Raw genomic sequence first — 14,889 nt, 5'->3', positions numbered from 1 at the left:
TCCTTTCTAGTCGTGGTAGTAAACCTGGGGGCGGGTTCCCTTGCCCTCAAGCAGGGTGTAAGCATTGCTTTGCTTGACGATCTTGGAAATCTCGGAGTCGGGGTCGTCCAAGTCGCCGTAGATGCGGGCGCTCGACGGGCAGCACACGACGCACATGGGCTCGTTTGCGGGGTCGGCGTCGCAGCGCTCTTTGCACAGCGAGCATTTTTCCATGACGCCGCGCGGGCGAATCGGCACGTCCTTGAAGCCGGTTTGGAAGTCGGGGTCGTGATCGGGCTCCGACCAGTTGAACACGCGCGCGTTGTACGGGCAGGCCGCCATGCAGAAGCGGCAGCCGATGCATTTGTCGTAGTCGATTTCCACGCGGCCCTTATCGTCCTTGTACGTGGCGCCCGTGGGGCACACCTTTTGGCATGCGGGGTTATCGCAGTGCTGGCATGCCAGCGGCACGTACGTGCGGGTGAGGTTGGGGTACGTGCCCTGCGCGCCGTCGAGCACCTCGTCGCCGTCGGTGAGGACGCGGTTCCACAGCATGCCCATCGGCACGTTGTTGCTCATCTTGCAGGCGTTTGCGCACGTATGGCAGCCAACACAACGGGACAGGTCGATTACCATTCCCAGTTTGGTCATTGTTATTCCTCCCTTACGCCTTCTCTACCTGGACGAGCGTGTCGTTGAACGGGGCGACGGGCGCGGCGTTGAGCCAGATGGAGCGCTTGTTGCGGTTGTCGTTCGTCAGGTTCTGGACGGGGCCTTCCTCCATGTACTTCGCCCATTGGCCTTCGTAGATGCGCGAGGAACCGGGCCTGATCGCATTGTTCAGGCGCACCTTGCATTTGAACTCGCCGCGGTCGTTGTAAGCGCGGACGATATCGTCGTTTTTCAGTCCGCGGTCCTCGGCGTCCTTGGGATTGAGCTCCAGGGTCGCTACGTAGAACTGCTGAATCCATTTGGCGTCGACGAACTGGTCGTGGATGAAGAACTTCGAACGCGTCTGCGTGAGCTGCAGCGGGTATTTTTCCATGAGCGGGTTGCCCTCGTAGGCCTCGTTCGGGTCTTCGTATGCGGGCAGCTGCTGGCCGTCGTCGGCGAGCCAATCGTAGTAGAGCTCCATGCGGCCGGATGGCGTGGTGAAGTCGTGGTCCTGATACGAGGTTGCCCATTCTTCGGGCACGTTCAGGCGCTGCAAGCCGTTGTTGGCGATGAGCGAGTCGACGGTGATGCCGTCGAGCGCCGGGTCGTCGCTGTCGAGCATTACCTCATCGAGCTCTCGGCGCGTCTTGGGAAGAGCGTCGGCGCATCCCATCGCTTTGGCCAGGCCGTATTCGATTTCGTAGTCGGGCTTGGATTCGAACAGCGGATCGATGACCTTCTGCTGCAGCTCGACGTAATCGCGGGCGGTTTTGATGGAGCCGATGTCCTCGTTGAGCTCGAATTTCGAGCTGGCGGGCAACACGATGTCGGCCCAGTCGCACGTGAACGTGTGGTAGATGTCGACGGCGAGGACGAAGTCGAGCTTTTTGACCCATTCGCGCGTTTTGTTGGTGTCTGCGTAGTGCATGAGCAGGGCGTCGCCCAACGCGACGTAGCCGTGCACGCCCGCATCGTCGTCGCGCCGCTCGAAATTGCCCTCGGTGCCGTCGGCGGTTCCCCAATCGTCGGGTTCCGGCCATTCGCCGAATTCGCAACCATAGGTGACCTGCCATTGGTTGTAGCCGCCCAGGCCGCCGCCTTGCTTGTCGGTGATGCCGCAGAGGCCCGCCAGTGTGACCGCCGCATGTCCCACGACGTCGGCGTTGTACCACTTGTCGGGACCGCCCCAGCCCATTGCCAGCACAGACGGCTGGTTGTTCGCGAACTCGTCGGTCATCTGCGTAATCTTGTCAGGGTCGAGATGGGTCTTTTTGGCAGTCCAGTCGAGCGTGTAGGCCGCTGCGTTCTTCTTGAGCTGGCTGAAAACGGTGATGTACTTGTCGTTTTCAAACTCGAGTTGCGGATGGGACGAGTCGGTGTAGTTCTTAACCCCGTCATCCCACACTTTGAACGGGTTGGTTGCACCGGAGCCCTCTTCGGGCGCGTCTTTGGTCTGCGTGTCGCGCTCGAGCAGGCCGGTTGACTTGTCGATGAGGAACGGGAAGCTCGTGTAATTGAGCATGAAGTCCTCGTCGTACCACTTGTTTTCGATGACGAGGCTGATCATGCCCAACAGCAGCGCGGCGTCGGTGCCGGGCTGGATGGGCATCCACTCGTCGGATTTGCAGGCAGCCGTGGTGTAGTGCGGGTCGATCGTCCACATCTTCGCGCCCGCTTCTTTTGCGTCGAAGAACCAACGGTTGTAGACGAGGCCCGATTCGGGGAGGTTCGTGCCGAGCATGAGGATGGTGTTGGAGTGCACCCAGTCGGCGACTGAGCAGGTTGCAAGCATCTCCTCGTTGTCGTAGCGGCCGAGCGCCGGGTCCATGCCGTTGCCGATGCCGACGTCGACGCCCTCGATGTCTTCGTCTTGAATTTGCCCTTTAAGGAAATCGGCGATGAAGGCGAAGCCCGTGCGGGGCTCGAGGCAGGTGTCGAACAGCATCGCCTGCTCGCCGTACTTGTCCTGGACCGCCTTGATTTGCTTGGCGCATTCGTCGAACGCTTCATCCCAGCTGATGCTGACGAACTGGCCCGAGCCGCGCTCGCCCACGCGCTTGAGCGGCGTCTGGATACGGGTGTCGCCGTAGATGTGCTGGACTTCGCTGATGCCCTTCAGGCAGATGGTGTTGAATTTCTTCTCGCCGGGCCAGTTGTTCGGTTCGACTTGCACCATGCGACCGTCACGCACCGTGCACTTAAGCGAGCAGTTGCCTCCGCAGTGCCACTGGTGGAAGGTGTAGGCGGTCTTCTCGCCCGCACCTTGCGCGAGAGCCTTGGCTGGTTTGAGCCAAGTGCCGTAGGACGCTGCACCTCCTGCCGCGGTGGTGACGGCCGCGGCAGCGCCGGCGGCCTTGAGGAAGCCACGACGTGTCAGACTCATGAATACCCCTCTCTTTGTTGCTGTCTCCCGAATTGCAATCCCCCTAAATCTCACTAAACGAAAAGCATGAATTAGGGATTGCAACTCCAATCCCTAATTAAAAACCTAAGAAAATGCCGTTCAATGGGGATTAGTTGAGAATATGGAGAGGAAATGAATTTCGATGGGGATTGGCGTCCTGCTGCCGGAAAGACTGCGCTGTGGAACTTGGGCTTTAGCGACTATGCGCCTACGTGCGTGATCGATGAACTAACGAAGGATGGAGTGGCAGTTTGGGTACCCAGACAATAGTGGCCTCCAGTGCCGTACGGACGTCGTTTACGGCGTGAGCCATTTTCGATCGAGTGCCGAAGCTGTTAATTTAAAGGCCGTGTTCGACGGTGTTTGGGAAAGGTAGTGGCTCTACCCCGCCTTCTTCAAAGGTCACACGCTGCGTGACCAATTGAGCTGGTCCCGTAATCGGGCCCTATCCAGCGTCGTCGACTCCAAGGATCGCACGTGGCGCGAGAGGGGAGGGGCCGATTAGGGGTGGTCCAGCCCTACGCCGGAGCGCAACATTATGAGGATGGCAGGCAGCGCGTGTACTTCGCGGTGGAGACGAAGGGCAAGGAGCGCGGCGAGCGGCACGCAGGCTGCCTCTTCCATGGAAAGGTAGCTGGGCGCGGGCGCGAGGGCCGATTCGTCGACGGCGGCGTATTCGGCGAAGGCGCCGATCTCGGCGAGCGGCAGGCGACCGTAGACGCGATCGCCTTCCTTGAAGGCCTGCGCGTTCGACCCGGCCTTCACCACCGTGTCCGAAAACTCGTTGCCCATCACGAGCGGCAGCCGGTAGGGCACGATGAGCCGCACTTCCCTGCGGACGATCGTGTTGTCGAGCGGGTTCACCGCCGCCGTGTGGACGCGCACGAGCGCCTCGTGGGGTGCGGGTTCGGGCGCGGGGACGTCTGGACTGGCGCGGCAACAGCGCCCATGCCCCGCCTCGCTCGCTTGGACTCGGCGAGCATGGCCTCGAGCTGTCCCACGGTGAATGTGAAGCCTCAGGATGAGATCTAGTGGCCAAGTTTGGAAAGGGCACGATAACGGACGCCGTCGCCGACCAAGTAGACGCGTGCGTAACGTTAATCAAAAAGCGCGCAGAATCGACCGCTAACCGCGAAGGGCCCGCGGCAGCGGAACGTAGGCGCCTAGGTAGACGGCAACGAGCATCCAGGCGATTCCCTCGAGTGGGAAGCAGAGCAGGAGCAGCCCGACTACGAGAAGCGGCTTCCTCACCACGCCGGCGACGAAGACGCTGCAGGTCACGACCACGCAGAAGACGGGGTCGGCCCCCGTGAGCGCAGCGATTCCATATCCGCAGGTCACGCCTATGAAAATGCACGGGAAGAAATGCCCGCCGTGCCAGCCGAAGTTCAGACAGAGCGGAGTTGCGACGGCCTTGCAGACGCCGGTTGCGATCAGGACCCAGGCGGGCAGTGCGGTCCACGTGCCCATGAGTACGGAAATCTGCTCTTCTCCCGAAAACAGGACGTTGGGCAGGAAGAGCCCCAGCGCCCCGAGCGCGGCTCCGCAGAGTGTGGCTTTCACGACCGGTTGCTCTCCCATCTTGCGCGAAAGCCAAGCGGCTGCGACCGTCGCACCGCGATAGGCGAGCACGAGCGCATAGCCGGCCGCCGCGAGCAAGCACGCCCACGGCACGTCCTGCAAAGAAACGCTCATGGCGTCGAACCGCGGCAGCCCCATCTGCGCCCCTGTGGCGAGGGCGAATAGCCGCAAGCCCGCAAACGCTCCCAACACGGCGAGCGTGTAGAGCACGAGGCGGGGCGCGGGGGAGGCGGGGGGGGCGCGGCGCGTTCGCGGTCGCCCGTCCTCATCGCGGCCCCGAGCTGGTCGAGGATGGCCCGGCCCAGTTCTTCCAAGTCCTTCCATTCGCGTTCGTCCATGGCCTGGAGTTTTGCGTTCGACGCATCCATGGCGTCGTTGCCGTAGCGGGCGCGCACTTCGGCGCCGTAGAGATGTGTAGAAGAGACGGCGCTTGAGCCGGTCGGACACCCAGCTGCATGCCGTGGCCACAAGGCCGGCGAGCCCGGCTTCGGGGCCGACCGCGCCGCCGAACACGAGCGGCAGCGCGAAGCCGACGACGCTTGCCGGGACGTTCTGCACTCGGTAGCCGCCGCGCGTGCGCACGGCGGTCATCACGCTGGAAAGCGGTTGAGGCGCCCCGCCGAATCGCTTGGTCCACAGCCCGATGCCAAGGCCGCCGAGCGTGCAGACGACGAGGGCCGAACAGGGAAGGCCCACCGCCTGGGGCAGCGTTTCCCACAGCAGGCGCTGGCAGGCGGTGACCAGGAACATCACCGTGCGGATGGCGAGCGCCGCCGCGAAACCGATCGCTACCGACAGCGCGGCGAGCGCGAGCTTCCAGACCGAGCCCCCGCGCCCCGAGCGCGGACCGTAGTCGTCCACGTAGCGCGCGCCGCCCGGTGCGGCGCCTTCGGGTGAGCCGTCTTTCATGCGCGCCTCTTCCGCAGCTCTTTTACCTGGTTAGAGAGCTCTTCAAGTTCGGCCGTGCTCAGGTCGGGAAGGTGCTCGAGCCGGTCGACGAACAGTGCAATGCTCTGGTCCCGCCGCGCGCGCATGGCTTCACTGCAATAGTTGACGACAAACGCGGTGAGCACCGCCAGAAAGAAGATGCTCGTCACGCTTAGAATCACGACCACCGTCCGTCCGAGCGCCGTTTGCACCAGAATGTCGCCGAACCCGATCGTCGAGACCGTTTCGAAGCAGCACCACAGCGCATCGCCGATTCCGCTGATGCCGGGTTCGAACAGCGCGAGCAAGGCCGCGCATGCCACGAACGCGCAGCAGAACAAGACCGTGGCGTGCCCCAGGCCGGAGCCGTTGAAGATGGCGCGGAGAAGCCTGAAATTGAGCATAGAGAACCCTTCGACCGCAAGATGCGGGGCAGACGACCAGATGGAATCACTATAACGGCAACGAAGCAGCTCAGACCGTAAGGTCACAATTTGTGACCTTACATGCGATTGCTCATTTGCATTCCAAAAATGTCACGCGCCGCGTGACGGATTGGCTCGGGCTCTTCAATCAGCGTGCCATTGGAGTTTGATTTTACAACTTGTACCCTTTACGGGTACAATCTGGGTATTAGAAAGAGGAGGTATGGTATGGCGACAGGGGCAGTCACAAGGCGTGCTGAAATCAAGACGCGTACGACGGACGAAGTGAAGAAAGGCGCAACGGAAGTGTATGCTCATTGGGGTTTGAGCCTCAACGACGCAATCAACACGTTTCTCATTAAGTCGATCGAGGTCGGCGGTCTACCCTTTGACCTGCGTCCGGAGGCGCCGTCTTACGACGCTATCGCGGCAATCGCTTACAAACCCAAGCTCGACGATGGGGGTGTAGCAGTGCTGCCAGCGGATTGGGACGACGGCGATGAATGAGCTCGTTCCGCAGCCATGGGAGGTCTGGCATGCGCGTTTCAACTTCTCAGAAGGGCATGGCTACAAGTACCGTCCCGTTATTGTGCTGGCAACGCGGGCGGATGGTTCGCTCGTGGCTATGGTAACGAGTGCAACAAACAAACTTTCCAAAGAAACCCGCTCTGTGCGGCTCCACTTGTGGAAATCGCTCCACGGCGACTTCGCGGGCGTATACTGCTGAACCGCTCACTCGTTCGGAAAGGGAATCTAGGCAAGCGGCTTAATGGCGGAAAAAGCGAAGAAACACAGTGTCGACATGCTGCACGGCCCACTTGCGGGCAAACTCATCGCATTCGCCATTCCCCTTGCGCTCAGCAGCGCGCTCCAACAGCTGCTCAGCTCGGTGGACGCTTCGGTCGCGGGCCATTTCGTGAGCAGCCAGTCGCTGGCGGGCATCGGCGCGACGGTTCCCATCACATCGATGTTCGTGAACCTGTTCGTGGGCATCTCCGTCGGCGCAAACGTCGCAATGGCGGTGTGCATCGCGCGTCGCCAGCATGACCGCATTTCCGATGTGCTCCACACTTCGATCGCTCTGTCGCTTGTGGTCGGCGTGCTTCTGATGGCTCTTGGCCTTGCGATTTCGGAATGGCTCGTTGACGCCGTGGGCATTCCGGTCGACGCCCGTGGCGACGCGCTCGTCTACCTACGGCTCTACTTCGTTTCGCTGCCGTTTCTGACGTTCTACAACTTCGGATCGGCGCTCATGCGCGCTCGCGGGGACTCGCGTCGGCCGCTCTATGCGCTTGCCGTAGGCGTAGTGGTCAACCTTGTGCTCGACCTGTTCTTCACGCTGGTCGTGCCGTGGGAAACGGCGGGTATCGCCTTCGGCACCGTTGTGTCGTTCGCCGCGAGTGCCGCCATTGTGCTGCGATGGCTCACCACCGATGACGAGCCCTACCGCCTGCATGTGCGTGAAATCCGCATGGCGCGGTCGAGCTTGGGCTACATTCTGCGCATCGGTCTGCCAGCGGGCCTGCAGGGCGCTGTGTTCTCGCTTTCCAACACGATTATGCAGGCGGCCATCGACGGCTTTGGGTCGGCGGCAATCGCTGGGTCCACGGCGACGATGAACCTCGAATACTACACCTACTTCTTCGTGAATGCGTTCGCGCAGGCGGCGGTCACCTTCGTGGGGCAGAACTATGCGGCCAGACAGCGCGACCGCTGCATCAAGACGATTCGCTGGTGCCAGCTGTTCGGGGCGAGCTCGGCGCTCGCGGTAAGCCTTATCTTCTTTGCAATGGGCACGGGCGTGCTTGGCATCTTTGCGACCGATCCCGAAGCGCTGCAGTACGGAATGACGCGCCTGATCATTGTCGAGCTGTTCGAAATCCTCACGAGCTTCTACGAAGTGCCCGCTGGCGCCATGCGCGGCATGGGCGTGTCGATTTTGCCCGCGATCATCACGGTCTTGGGGTCGGTCGTGCTGCGCATCTTCTTCGTGTTCGTGATCTTCCCCGGCTTCGGCACGTATGCGGCGCTCATGATGATTTACCCGGTGAGCTGGCTGTTGATGGATGCGGGCATGCTCGCGTCATACGCCGTTATTCGGAAGCGTAACCTTTCCGCTGCAGCGTAAGCGTTTTCGGGGAATGATGGACAATCGTGCCCGCTGGCGTACCCAGCCGGTGGCTATTCGGCGTTTGTGTCGGTGACAATTTCGCTATTCTTGCGTCTCTTCGCTTGGTACATGTAGTCGTCGGCGCGTTGCACAATAGACCGCACGTCGTCGTCTTCCCTCACTACCGTGATACCGATGGAGGTCTGGCAGGAGATCTTCTGCCCGTTTACGGTGATTTCGCGGCTGTCGGTGAGCTTCAGCATCCTGTGCGCAGCGCCTTCGATGTCCTCGTGCTGCCGCAGTTGCAAAAGCCCCACGAATTCGTCGCCGCCCCAGCGGCAGAATGCATCGGATTTTCTACCGAATGTGCGTAGGGCGAGCCCTATTTCGCGCAGGACGGCATCGCCTGCCGCATGGCCGTAGGTGTTGTTCACGTTGTGGAAGTCGTTGGCGTCAACGAACAACACGGCAAAAGGATGATTCGTGCGCTTGAATACCTCGATGGCATCTTCCAGGCGCGCCTCCATGTACTTCCTCCCTGGAAGGCAGGTGAGCGGGTCCTTCGTCGCCGTTTCGTAGATGGCCTGCACCAGCTTATGGTCGTAGCTTTCGTCCGTGAGCGGGGTGAAAAAGGACACGAGCTCGACGACCGTGCCGCTTCGACCGCGCAGCGGCACCAAGGTGTTGCGAATCAGCAGGTCGCTGCCGTCTTTCTTGCGCATGAACATCTGCGTGGTCTGCGCCTTGCCCGTGGCGAAGGCGCAGACGGCCGGGCAACTGCTGGTGGGCATGCTCTCGCCGGTGACGAAAGAGCAGCCGAGCGGCATGTCCACGCAGCGTTTGCCGCGCATTTCCGAAGTGGAAAACCCAAGAAGGCGTTCGGCTTCGCGGTTCCAGTAGAGCACCGTGTGGTCTGGCTGCAGGATATAGCAGCCGATGGGCACTTCGTTCATGAGCGTGCGCAGGAACTGGTTGAGTGTGGGGATATCCGCCGGAGCATCGGCCTCGACGAATCCGTTGAGGCCTTTGATAATCGCGTCGGTTTCTGCGCCGCCTGCGTTTCGAGCGACTGCGGGCGTCTGGACGGGTTGCTCCGGCGTGAATCGAAGATGGGGGTTATTCATGTGCAAGCCTCTTATCTGCTGTCATGCAGTTGGAATGAGTTTTCCGAGCATCGTGCGACCGTGGCGAAAGCGAACGTATCAACGCAATGTAACGTACCTGATAGGCGGAATCTCGGGCGCGATAACGCCTGTGATTCACGCTCTTACCATGTGACGGGAGGCGGGTGACAGCATCACCCGCCTCCCGTCATCACGCACGTTGTTATTCGTTTCGGGAAAAATTTCGGATAAATTCGAATAATTCGCCTGAAACGTATGAAAACGACCCGAAGCTTGCGGAAGGTTTAGCACCTTGCGAGCACATCAATGCGCGGGGCTGCCTCCTCTTCCAGCTCCCATGCGATGCTGGCTGCAGCGGGATGATGCTTCTCTAAATCAGATGCTGCCTTTTCGATTGCGGGCAAAAGGGAAGACGCGAGGTCTCCCGCAATGCGCTGCACGGTTTGTTTCCCGATCCCCAGTTGTTGGCCTGCGGAAACGATATCCGCAGACTCTACGTCGCCGATGTCACCCGTCCGCCCTAGATGGATGCCCATACGCGTGCTGAATCGCGGGAAGAACGTCGTACTCACGAGGTCGTAGGCGGGTGCGAGCGTGATGGCCGCACCGTTCTCGCTGTAGAGCAGCGAGAAATTTTTCAGATGGTTGTCGCAGTTGCCGATAGCATAGTTGAAGCATGCAAGTCGCATGAGCTGAGAGAGCGCGTCGAGAGGTTGGGTTAAGTTGTCGCGAATGAACGTGCCCATGGCGGAGAGCGTTGACGGCTCCAACTGCAGGTATTTTTCCGAAGAGAGGATGCCAAGCGCTTGGCAGAAATCCTCTTGATGCAGGCGGGTTACCTTCCCTTCGCCCGCATCGAATCGGTCGTAGCGCTTGCTGCAGATGAGCGCATCCGTCTGGTGCGGCATACCCGTTGGCGCGCAATGTATGCCGCATGCTTCCGCCGCCGACATGCAGAGGGCTTCCAGACAACTCAATCCGTTGAGAGATTCCGCTTTCAAGATGTGCGTTGAGGAGGCGCCGCCGACGGGCATGAACCATCCGTGGTCGAGGTCTTGCGTGTCGTCGTGGTAGAGCCCGATTTTGTCCTGCGTACCGGCGAGCGAAAGCCGAATTTCGTCGCCGATTTCTTCAATCGGCCGCTCTCTCAGAAGCCTGTTGATCAGGTCCTGCAGGTCTATGCCCTCGAGCTTCGGGCGTGTCTCGTTGGGGGACTCATTGGCGGGGCCCACGGCAACGTCGCCGATGCATTCGAACCCGCTGAGACCGAGCATCGAAAGGTAGTCGGATTCCCTAATCCCAAGGCGGGCGGCTTTCGCCTTGCGAGGGAGCCCTTCGGGAAGCAATCCTTCGAAATAGGGTCGGAAGGCTGTTTCGGAAAATGACTCTTCGCGGAGAGGGAGGGAAAACGAAAGCTGGAACGCGTGCGGGTCGTCAAGATAGTCAGGGCAGTACGTAAACGTCGCTTCAATGCGATCGATAGTGCCCACATGGACGAAACCGGTGCGCCTTTGCCGCCATACGTTCAGCACGCTGAGATTTCCCATGGCTTATGCGCCTCGCTTCACAGCGAAGAGGTCTATTCCCAAAGAGCGCGCTACGAAAAGGGCCTTGCCCAATTCGGCAGTGGGCTTGCCGTTTTCCAAATCGGAAAGAAAGGTGGTGCCGACGCCGCACAAGCCGGCCGTTTCGGCTTGCGTGTAACCTTGGCGTTTGCGTTCGTTGCGGATGGCCTTGCCCAGGTCGGCGGCTGTTGCGATGGGTGTGATGCCGGGGGATGGTCGGTCCATTGCCGCTCCTTTGTATGCGTACGCATAAAACTACGAGTGTTCAGTATAATTGACCGCGTACGCATAAATCAAACAATCCAGAGAGATTATTTATGCGTACGCATATGCTCGGCTGATGCGAGGAGCCGTCTGACGGGCGCGTGCAGCGCATGTCGCCGGAATCCGCCTGCCGGCACTAAATGTGCATTCTTCCTTGCGTCCTTTTCTTCTGCAGGGCCTCGCTCATTTGCGCGGCCCTGCGCTCGATATCTGTATTAGTGAAAAACAAACCATTACGTCTGAATATCATCAAAAATGTTGTCGCGACAACATAAAAGAGGGGTGCTGCAGGCTATTTTGTTAGCGAAAGTTAACAAAAGGAAGGCCCTCTATGGAAATCAGCCCCCAGACCAAGCTCGCAGACCTTGTCGCGGCGTACCCTTTCATGCGAGCGGGCATGGCCGACATCGACAAGAAGTTCGCCATGCTCCAAACGCCCATCGGCAAAGTCATGATGCGCAAAGTGACGCTCGCGGACGTCAGTGCGCTTTCGGGGAGGTCGGTCGACGACCTGCTTGCCGCGATCGCAGAAAAGACGGGGGCGACGGTCGCTGGCCCCGAGGCCTCCGCTGAAGAGCCAGCCGAAGGGGAACCTAAGGGCGATGCGCAACAGCAACCTGCCGATTCGAAAGGAACGCAGATGGGCAAGCTGATCGACTTCAACAAAACCGTGTTCGACAACGTGTCCGCCCACCCCGAGGTCGTCGATGTGATGGTGTCGCTCGGCTTCGACGAGATCACCAAGCCGGGGCGCCTGGAAAGCGTGGGCAGCGTGGTGACGCTTAACATGGGCAGCCAGATGAAGCATGTACCGCTCGAGGAAATGGTCGCCGCCTTCGAAGCCGCCGGGTTCGAGGTGACGGGCGCGGGCGAGGAAGCAGCGGCCGAGGAATCGGCCCCGACCGCCTCCGAAAAGCCCGCCCCCGCAGCCCAGGCCGCAACGGAGCCGGCAGACGCCAGAGACCGCCAGGCGCTCATCGAACAGTTCGTGCGCAGGCTTTCCAACGGCGAAGACCTGGAAAGCGTGCGGGCCGACTTCGTGCGCGACTTCGCAAGCGTTTCGGCGCATGAAATCGCCCAGGCCGAGCAGAACCTCATCAGCTCGGGTATGCCCGTGAGCGAGGTCCAGCAGCTCTGCGACGTGCATTCGGCGCTCTTCCACGGGCGCACCGACGACGAGTGCGCGGCCGTCGTCCAGGTCGACGGGCTCCCAGCGGGGCATCCCTCTTCCGTGTTGAAGCGGGAAAACGACGCCCTGATCGTCAAGCTGGACGAAGTCGACGCGGCGCGATCAAACGGCGCGAGCGCCGAAAAGCTGAAGGAGCTTCTTGCGGGCCTGAAGCCGTTGCGCAACCACTACGCCAAGAAAGAGCAGCTCTTCATGCCCTTCCTGTACGGTCACGGGGTCACCGGCCCCATGGACGTGATGTGGGGCGTCGACGACGAGATCGTGCAAGAGCTTTCGGCGATCGTGCGCGAATTGCCGGCCGCCTTCGATGCGGCCCTGGCATCCCGCATCGAAGCGGTTACCACGCGCATGCGCGAGATGGTCTACAAGGAAGAGCAGATCTTCCTGCCGCTCTGCCGCGACCATTTCACGGACGAGGAATGGTTCGCCGTCTACCGTGACCTCGACGAATACAAGCCGGCTTTCGTCGAGACGAAGCGCGGCTGGCTCGACGCCGACGTGTGGGTACGCGAAAAGGAGCGGGAGGCGAAGGCGGCGCTGTCGACCGGCGAGATCAGGCTTTCGACGGGCACGCTTTCCGTGGCCCAGCTCGACGCGATTCTGAAGCTGCTGCCGCTCGACCTCACCTTCATCGACGCGACCGAAACGACGCGCTTCTTCACGCGCGAAGGCAAGATCTTCGCCCGCCCGATCGCCTGCTTGGGGCGCGAGGTGTGGCAGTGCCATCCGCCTGCGATCATCCCCATGGTCAAGGACATGATCGCCGACTTCAAATCGGGCGCGCGCGAGAACATGGAAGTGTGGAATCCCATGCCCGGCAATCCCGTGCGCGTGCTCTACGTGCCGGTATGGGGCGAGGACCGCACGTATCTGGGCACGCTCGAAATCGTGCAGCAGTTCGGCGAGATGCTCCCCAAGCTCAAGGAGCTCATCGGGTAAACGCTGTGGTTCGTCCTTCACGATAAAGCGCGGGCTGCGCCCTTTAATTGGCGTTTTCCCTCGTTGCTTCTTCCGGCGCGCGGTGCGTGCGCGTCTTCTGCCGCGCAAAGACGAAGGTAAGGGCGAGGCCGGCTGCGGCGAGGATCATGGCGAGCGCGAACGCCGCCTGGTAGGAGCCGGTGGACGAGGAGAGCAGGCTCATGCAAGCGTGCCCGAAGAAGCCGGCAAGGGCGCCCTTGCGCGGAATGCCCCGAGCTGCGGGACACTTTGGCGCGTACCGTCCCCTCATGCGTATGCTGCGCAGTTTCTCGTTGGCAAGCGCATGGTAAGCTCGGGGCTTCAGAAGGGGTTATTGCCCCCCAGTACAGTGCTCGCAAAGCCGAGAGGCGGGCATGCGCTGAAGGATCGAGAAAGGGGCGGTTATGGACAAAGAGCGCCGGCGTGAGCTCAAGCGCAAGGCGGCGGAATTCAAACCGCAGATGGGCGTCGTATCGTTTTCATGGGCGCCGACCGGCGAGGTCTTCCTTGCCGCGGCGCGTAACGTGCCCGCGCTGCTCAATCGCACGCGCTTGCAGGCCGAAACGGGGTCGCTTCCCAACAAACGCTTTCAAGAGCTGTGGGCGAGCTACGGGGAAGACGCGATGATTTATGCGGTGGTCGAGGAACTCGACTACCAAGATGGTGTCGACGACTATGCCGACGACCTCGACCTTCTGCTGGAAGAGTGCCTGGCGGCCCATCCCGGATCGCAGCGCCTGTAGCGGGTAGGCCGCCCGGTCGCCCGTGTGCCTCATTTCACATGGGCGCATAACGCTTTGGCCAAGAAGGCTGCGGCACCGTCGCCGACACGTTCGTCGTAATAGGCGCGGAATCGGGCGTCGTTTACGTAGCCCGCCGCAAGCGCGCGGTGCGCTTCGGGCGTGTAGGCGCCCTCTCCCCAGTAGCCGCGAATCCATGCGGCGTGCATCTGGGCGAGCCTGGCGGAAGCGGGGCTTTCGGGGTCGCCCGTCCTCATCGCGGCCCCGAGCTGGTCGAGGATGGCCCGGCCCAGTTCTTCCAAGTCCTTCCATTCGCGTTCGTCCATGGCCTGGAGTTTTGCGTTCGACGCATCCATGGCGTCGTTGCCGTAGCGGGCGCGCACTTCGGCGCCGTAGGTGCGTTCGTTTTCTTCGAGTGCGGTGCGCTTGAGCGCTTCGAATCGGTTGGCGTCTTTCATGAGTTGCCTTCCTTCCTGTTCGGCGAGGGCCGCTCGGGCGTTCTCGATCAAGATGCCGAGTTCGTCGCGGCGGGCCTCTAGCGTTTCAATCTGCGAGGTAAGCGCGGCTTTGACATCGGCGCCGCTGCCATCGAGCGTGCGCTTAATGGTTGCAAGGTCAATGCCGCACGCGCGGAAGAGGAGTATGTGCTGCAGGCGCGTCACGTCGGCAGGGGAATACGCACGGTACCCGTTCTCTTCGCGCGCCGGGGTCAGCAGCCCCTTGGTTTCGTAATGGCGCAGGGTGCGCTCGGTCACGCCGGACAGCTCCGCGAGCTGGCCGATCGTGTAGGTGCTCGCTGCCAGACTGTGCGGCTGTGTGCTGTTCGTTTCGTGCGTAGTCATAGTGCTCACCTCGCGGAGAATCGTAAGGCCTGACGTTACGGAAGGGTCAAGGCCGAATTCAGGGGGTCTTCCGCTTCGACGGCCCCGTGGGACGAGCGCGGCTGCTCTCCGTGTTCCACGTGGAACAC

At 61.2% G+C, this 14,889-nt stretch carries 15 protein-coding genes; 4 read left to right on the top strand and 11 right to left on the bottom strand.

The features are described 5' to 3' along the window. Window positions 1-6: 6 nt before the first annotated feature. The 6 genes from BN3270_RS05305 to BN3270_RS05285 all read right to left on the bottom strand — a co-directional run bounded on the left by BN3270_RS05305 (window position 7) and on the right by BN3270_RS05285 (window position 5,949). Complete coding sequence (locus BN3270_RS05305; protein ID WP_058986115.1) at window positions 7-630, bottom strand: 4Fe-4S dicluster domain-containing protein; 624 nt, start codon at window positions 628-630, stop codon at window positions 7-9. A gap of 13 nt (window positions 631-643) precedes the next feature. Then, on the bottom strand, window positions 644-3,016 hold the full coding sequence (locus tag BN3270_RS05300; RefSeq protein ID WP_058986114.1) for a molybdopterin-dependent oxidoreductase: 2,373 nt from the start codon (window positions 3,014-3,016) through the stop codon (window positions 644-646). Window positions 3,017-3,538: 522 nt separating this feature from the next. Then, complete coding sequence (locus BN3270_RS05295) at window positions 3,539-4,045, bottom strand: alcohol dehydrogenase catalytic domain-containing protein (RefSeq protein ID WP_082673375.1); 507 nt, start codon at window positions 4,043-4,045, stop codon at window positions 3,539-3,541. A 117-nt stretch (window positions 4,046-4,162) separates the two neighbouring features. Continuing rightward, entirely contained in the window at window positions 4,163-4,810 is a 648-nt protein-coding gene (locus BN3270_RS09685) for a chloride channel protein (protein WP_271711932.1), read from the bottom strand. Continuing rightward, complete coding sequence (locus BN3270_RS09485) at window positions 4,729-4,986, bottom strand: TipAS antibiotic-recognition domain-containing protein (protein ID WP_148335490.1); 258 nt, start codon at window positions 4,984-4,986, stop codon at window positions 4,729-4,731. The genes BN3270_RS09685 and BN3270_RS09485 overlap by 82 nt, the downstream gene beginning before the upstream one ends. 537 nt (window positions 4,987-5,523) lie before the next feature. Further along, window positions 5,524-5,949 (bottom strand): potassium channel family protein, encoded by a 426-nt coding sequence (locus BN3270_RS05285; protein WP_058986111.1) that lies wholly within the window; start codon window positions 5,947-5,949, stop codon window positions 5,524-5,526. A 249-nt stretch (window positions 5,950-6,198) separates the two neighbouring features. Between BN3270_RS05285 and BN3270_RS05280 the strand changes: the two genes are divergently transcribed. Both BN3270_RS05280 and BN3270_RS05275 read left to right on the top strand, forming a co-directional pair. Beyond that, window positions 6,199-6,477, top strand: coding sequence for a type II toxin-antitoxin system RelB/DinJ family antitoxin (locus tag BN3270_RS05280; protein ID WP_058986110.1), 279 nt, complete (start codon window positions 6,199-6,201; stop codon window positions 6,475-6,477). A 295-nt stretch (window positions 6,478-6,772) separates the two neighbouring features. Then, complete coding sequence (locus BN3270_RS05275; protein WP_082673474.1) at window positions 6,773-8,098, top strand: MATE family efflux transporter; 1,326 nt, start codon at window positions 6,773-6,775, stop codon at window positions 8,096-8,098. Window positions 8,099-8,151: 53 nt separating this feature from the next. On the opposite strand, the gene BN3270_RS05270 is transcribed toward BN3270_RS05275, so the two are convergent. From BN3270_RS05270 to BN3270_RS05260, 3 genes are all read right to left on the bottom strand, one after another. Then, window positions 8,152-9,204: a diguanylate cyclase domain-containing protein gene (locus BN3270_RS05270; RefSeq protein ID WP_058986109.1), complete on the bottom strand. Its 1,053-nt coding sequence runs from the start codon at window positions 9,202-9,204 to the stop codon at window positions 8,152-8,154. Between the two features lie 284 nt (window positions 9,205-9,488). Then, window positions 9,489-10,751, bottom strand: coding sequence for a HipA domain-containing protein (locus tag BN3270_RS05265; RefSeq protein WP_058986108.1), 1,263 nt, complete (start codon window positions 10,749-10,751; stop codon window positions 9,489-9,491). 3 nt (window positions 10,752-10,754) lie between these two features. Then, a complete protein-coding gene (locus tag BN3270_RS05260) occupies window positions 10,755-10,994 on the bottom strand; it encodes a helix-turn-helix domain-containing protein (protein ID WP_058986107.1) in 240 nt (79 codons plus the stop codon). A 370-nt stretch (window positions 10,995-11,364) separates the two neighbouring features. Here BN3270_RS05260 and BN3270_RS05255 point away from each other — a divergent pair, with 370 nt between their 5' ends. Beyond that, the gene (locus BN3270_RS05255) at window positions 11,365-13,161 is read left to right on the top strand and encodes a DUF438 domain-containing protein (protein WP_058986106.1); all 1,797 of its coding nucleotides are present in this window, start codon (window positions 11,365-11,367) and stop codon (window positions 13,159-13,161) included. 43 nt (window positions 13,162-13,204) lie between these two features. Here BN3270_RS05255 and BN3270_RS09680 read toward each other — a convergent pair whose 3' ends face one another. Then, a complete protein-coding gene (locus BN3270_RS09680; protein WP_167551320.1) occupies window positions 13,205-13,450 on the bottom strand; it encodes a hypothetical protein in 246 nt (81 codons plus the stop codon). Window positions 13,451-13,583: 133 nt separating this feature from the next. On the opposite strand from BN3270_RS09680, the gene BN3270_RS05250 reads away from it, so the two are divergent. After that, window positions 13,584-13,922 carry a GIY-YIG nuclease family protein gene (locus BN3270_RS05250; protein ID WP_058986105.1) on the top strand — a complete coding sequence of 113 codons (339 nt, stop codon included), beginning with the start codon at window positions 13,584-13,586 and terminating at the stop codon, window positions 13,920-13,922. Window positions 13,923-13,951: 29 nt separating this feature from the next. Here BN3270_RS05250 and BN3270_RS05245 read toward each other — a convergent pair whose 3' ends face one another. Then, window positions 13,952-14,761: a MerR family transcriptional regulator gene (locus BN3270_RS05245; protein WP_058986104.1), complete on the bottom strand. Its 810-nt coding sequence runs from the start codon at window positions 14,759-14,761 to the stop codon at window positions 13,952-13,954. Window positions 14,762-14,889 lie beyond the last annotated feature (128 nt).

This window comes from Hugonella massiliensis, from assembly GCA_001486445.1.
In the GTDB taxonomy this organism is placed as follows: domain Bacteria; phylum Actinomycetota; class Coriobacteriia; order Coriobacteriales; family Eggerthellaceae; genus Hugonella; species Hugonella massiliensis.
The sequence above is the reverse complement of the archived record's forward strand: the minus strand, read 5'-3'. Positions and strand labels throughout refer to the sequence as shown.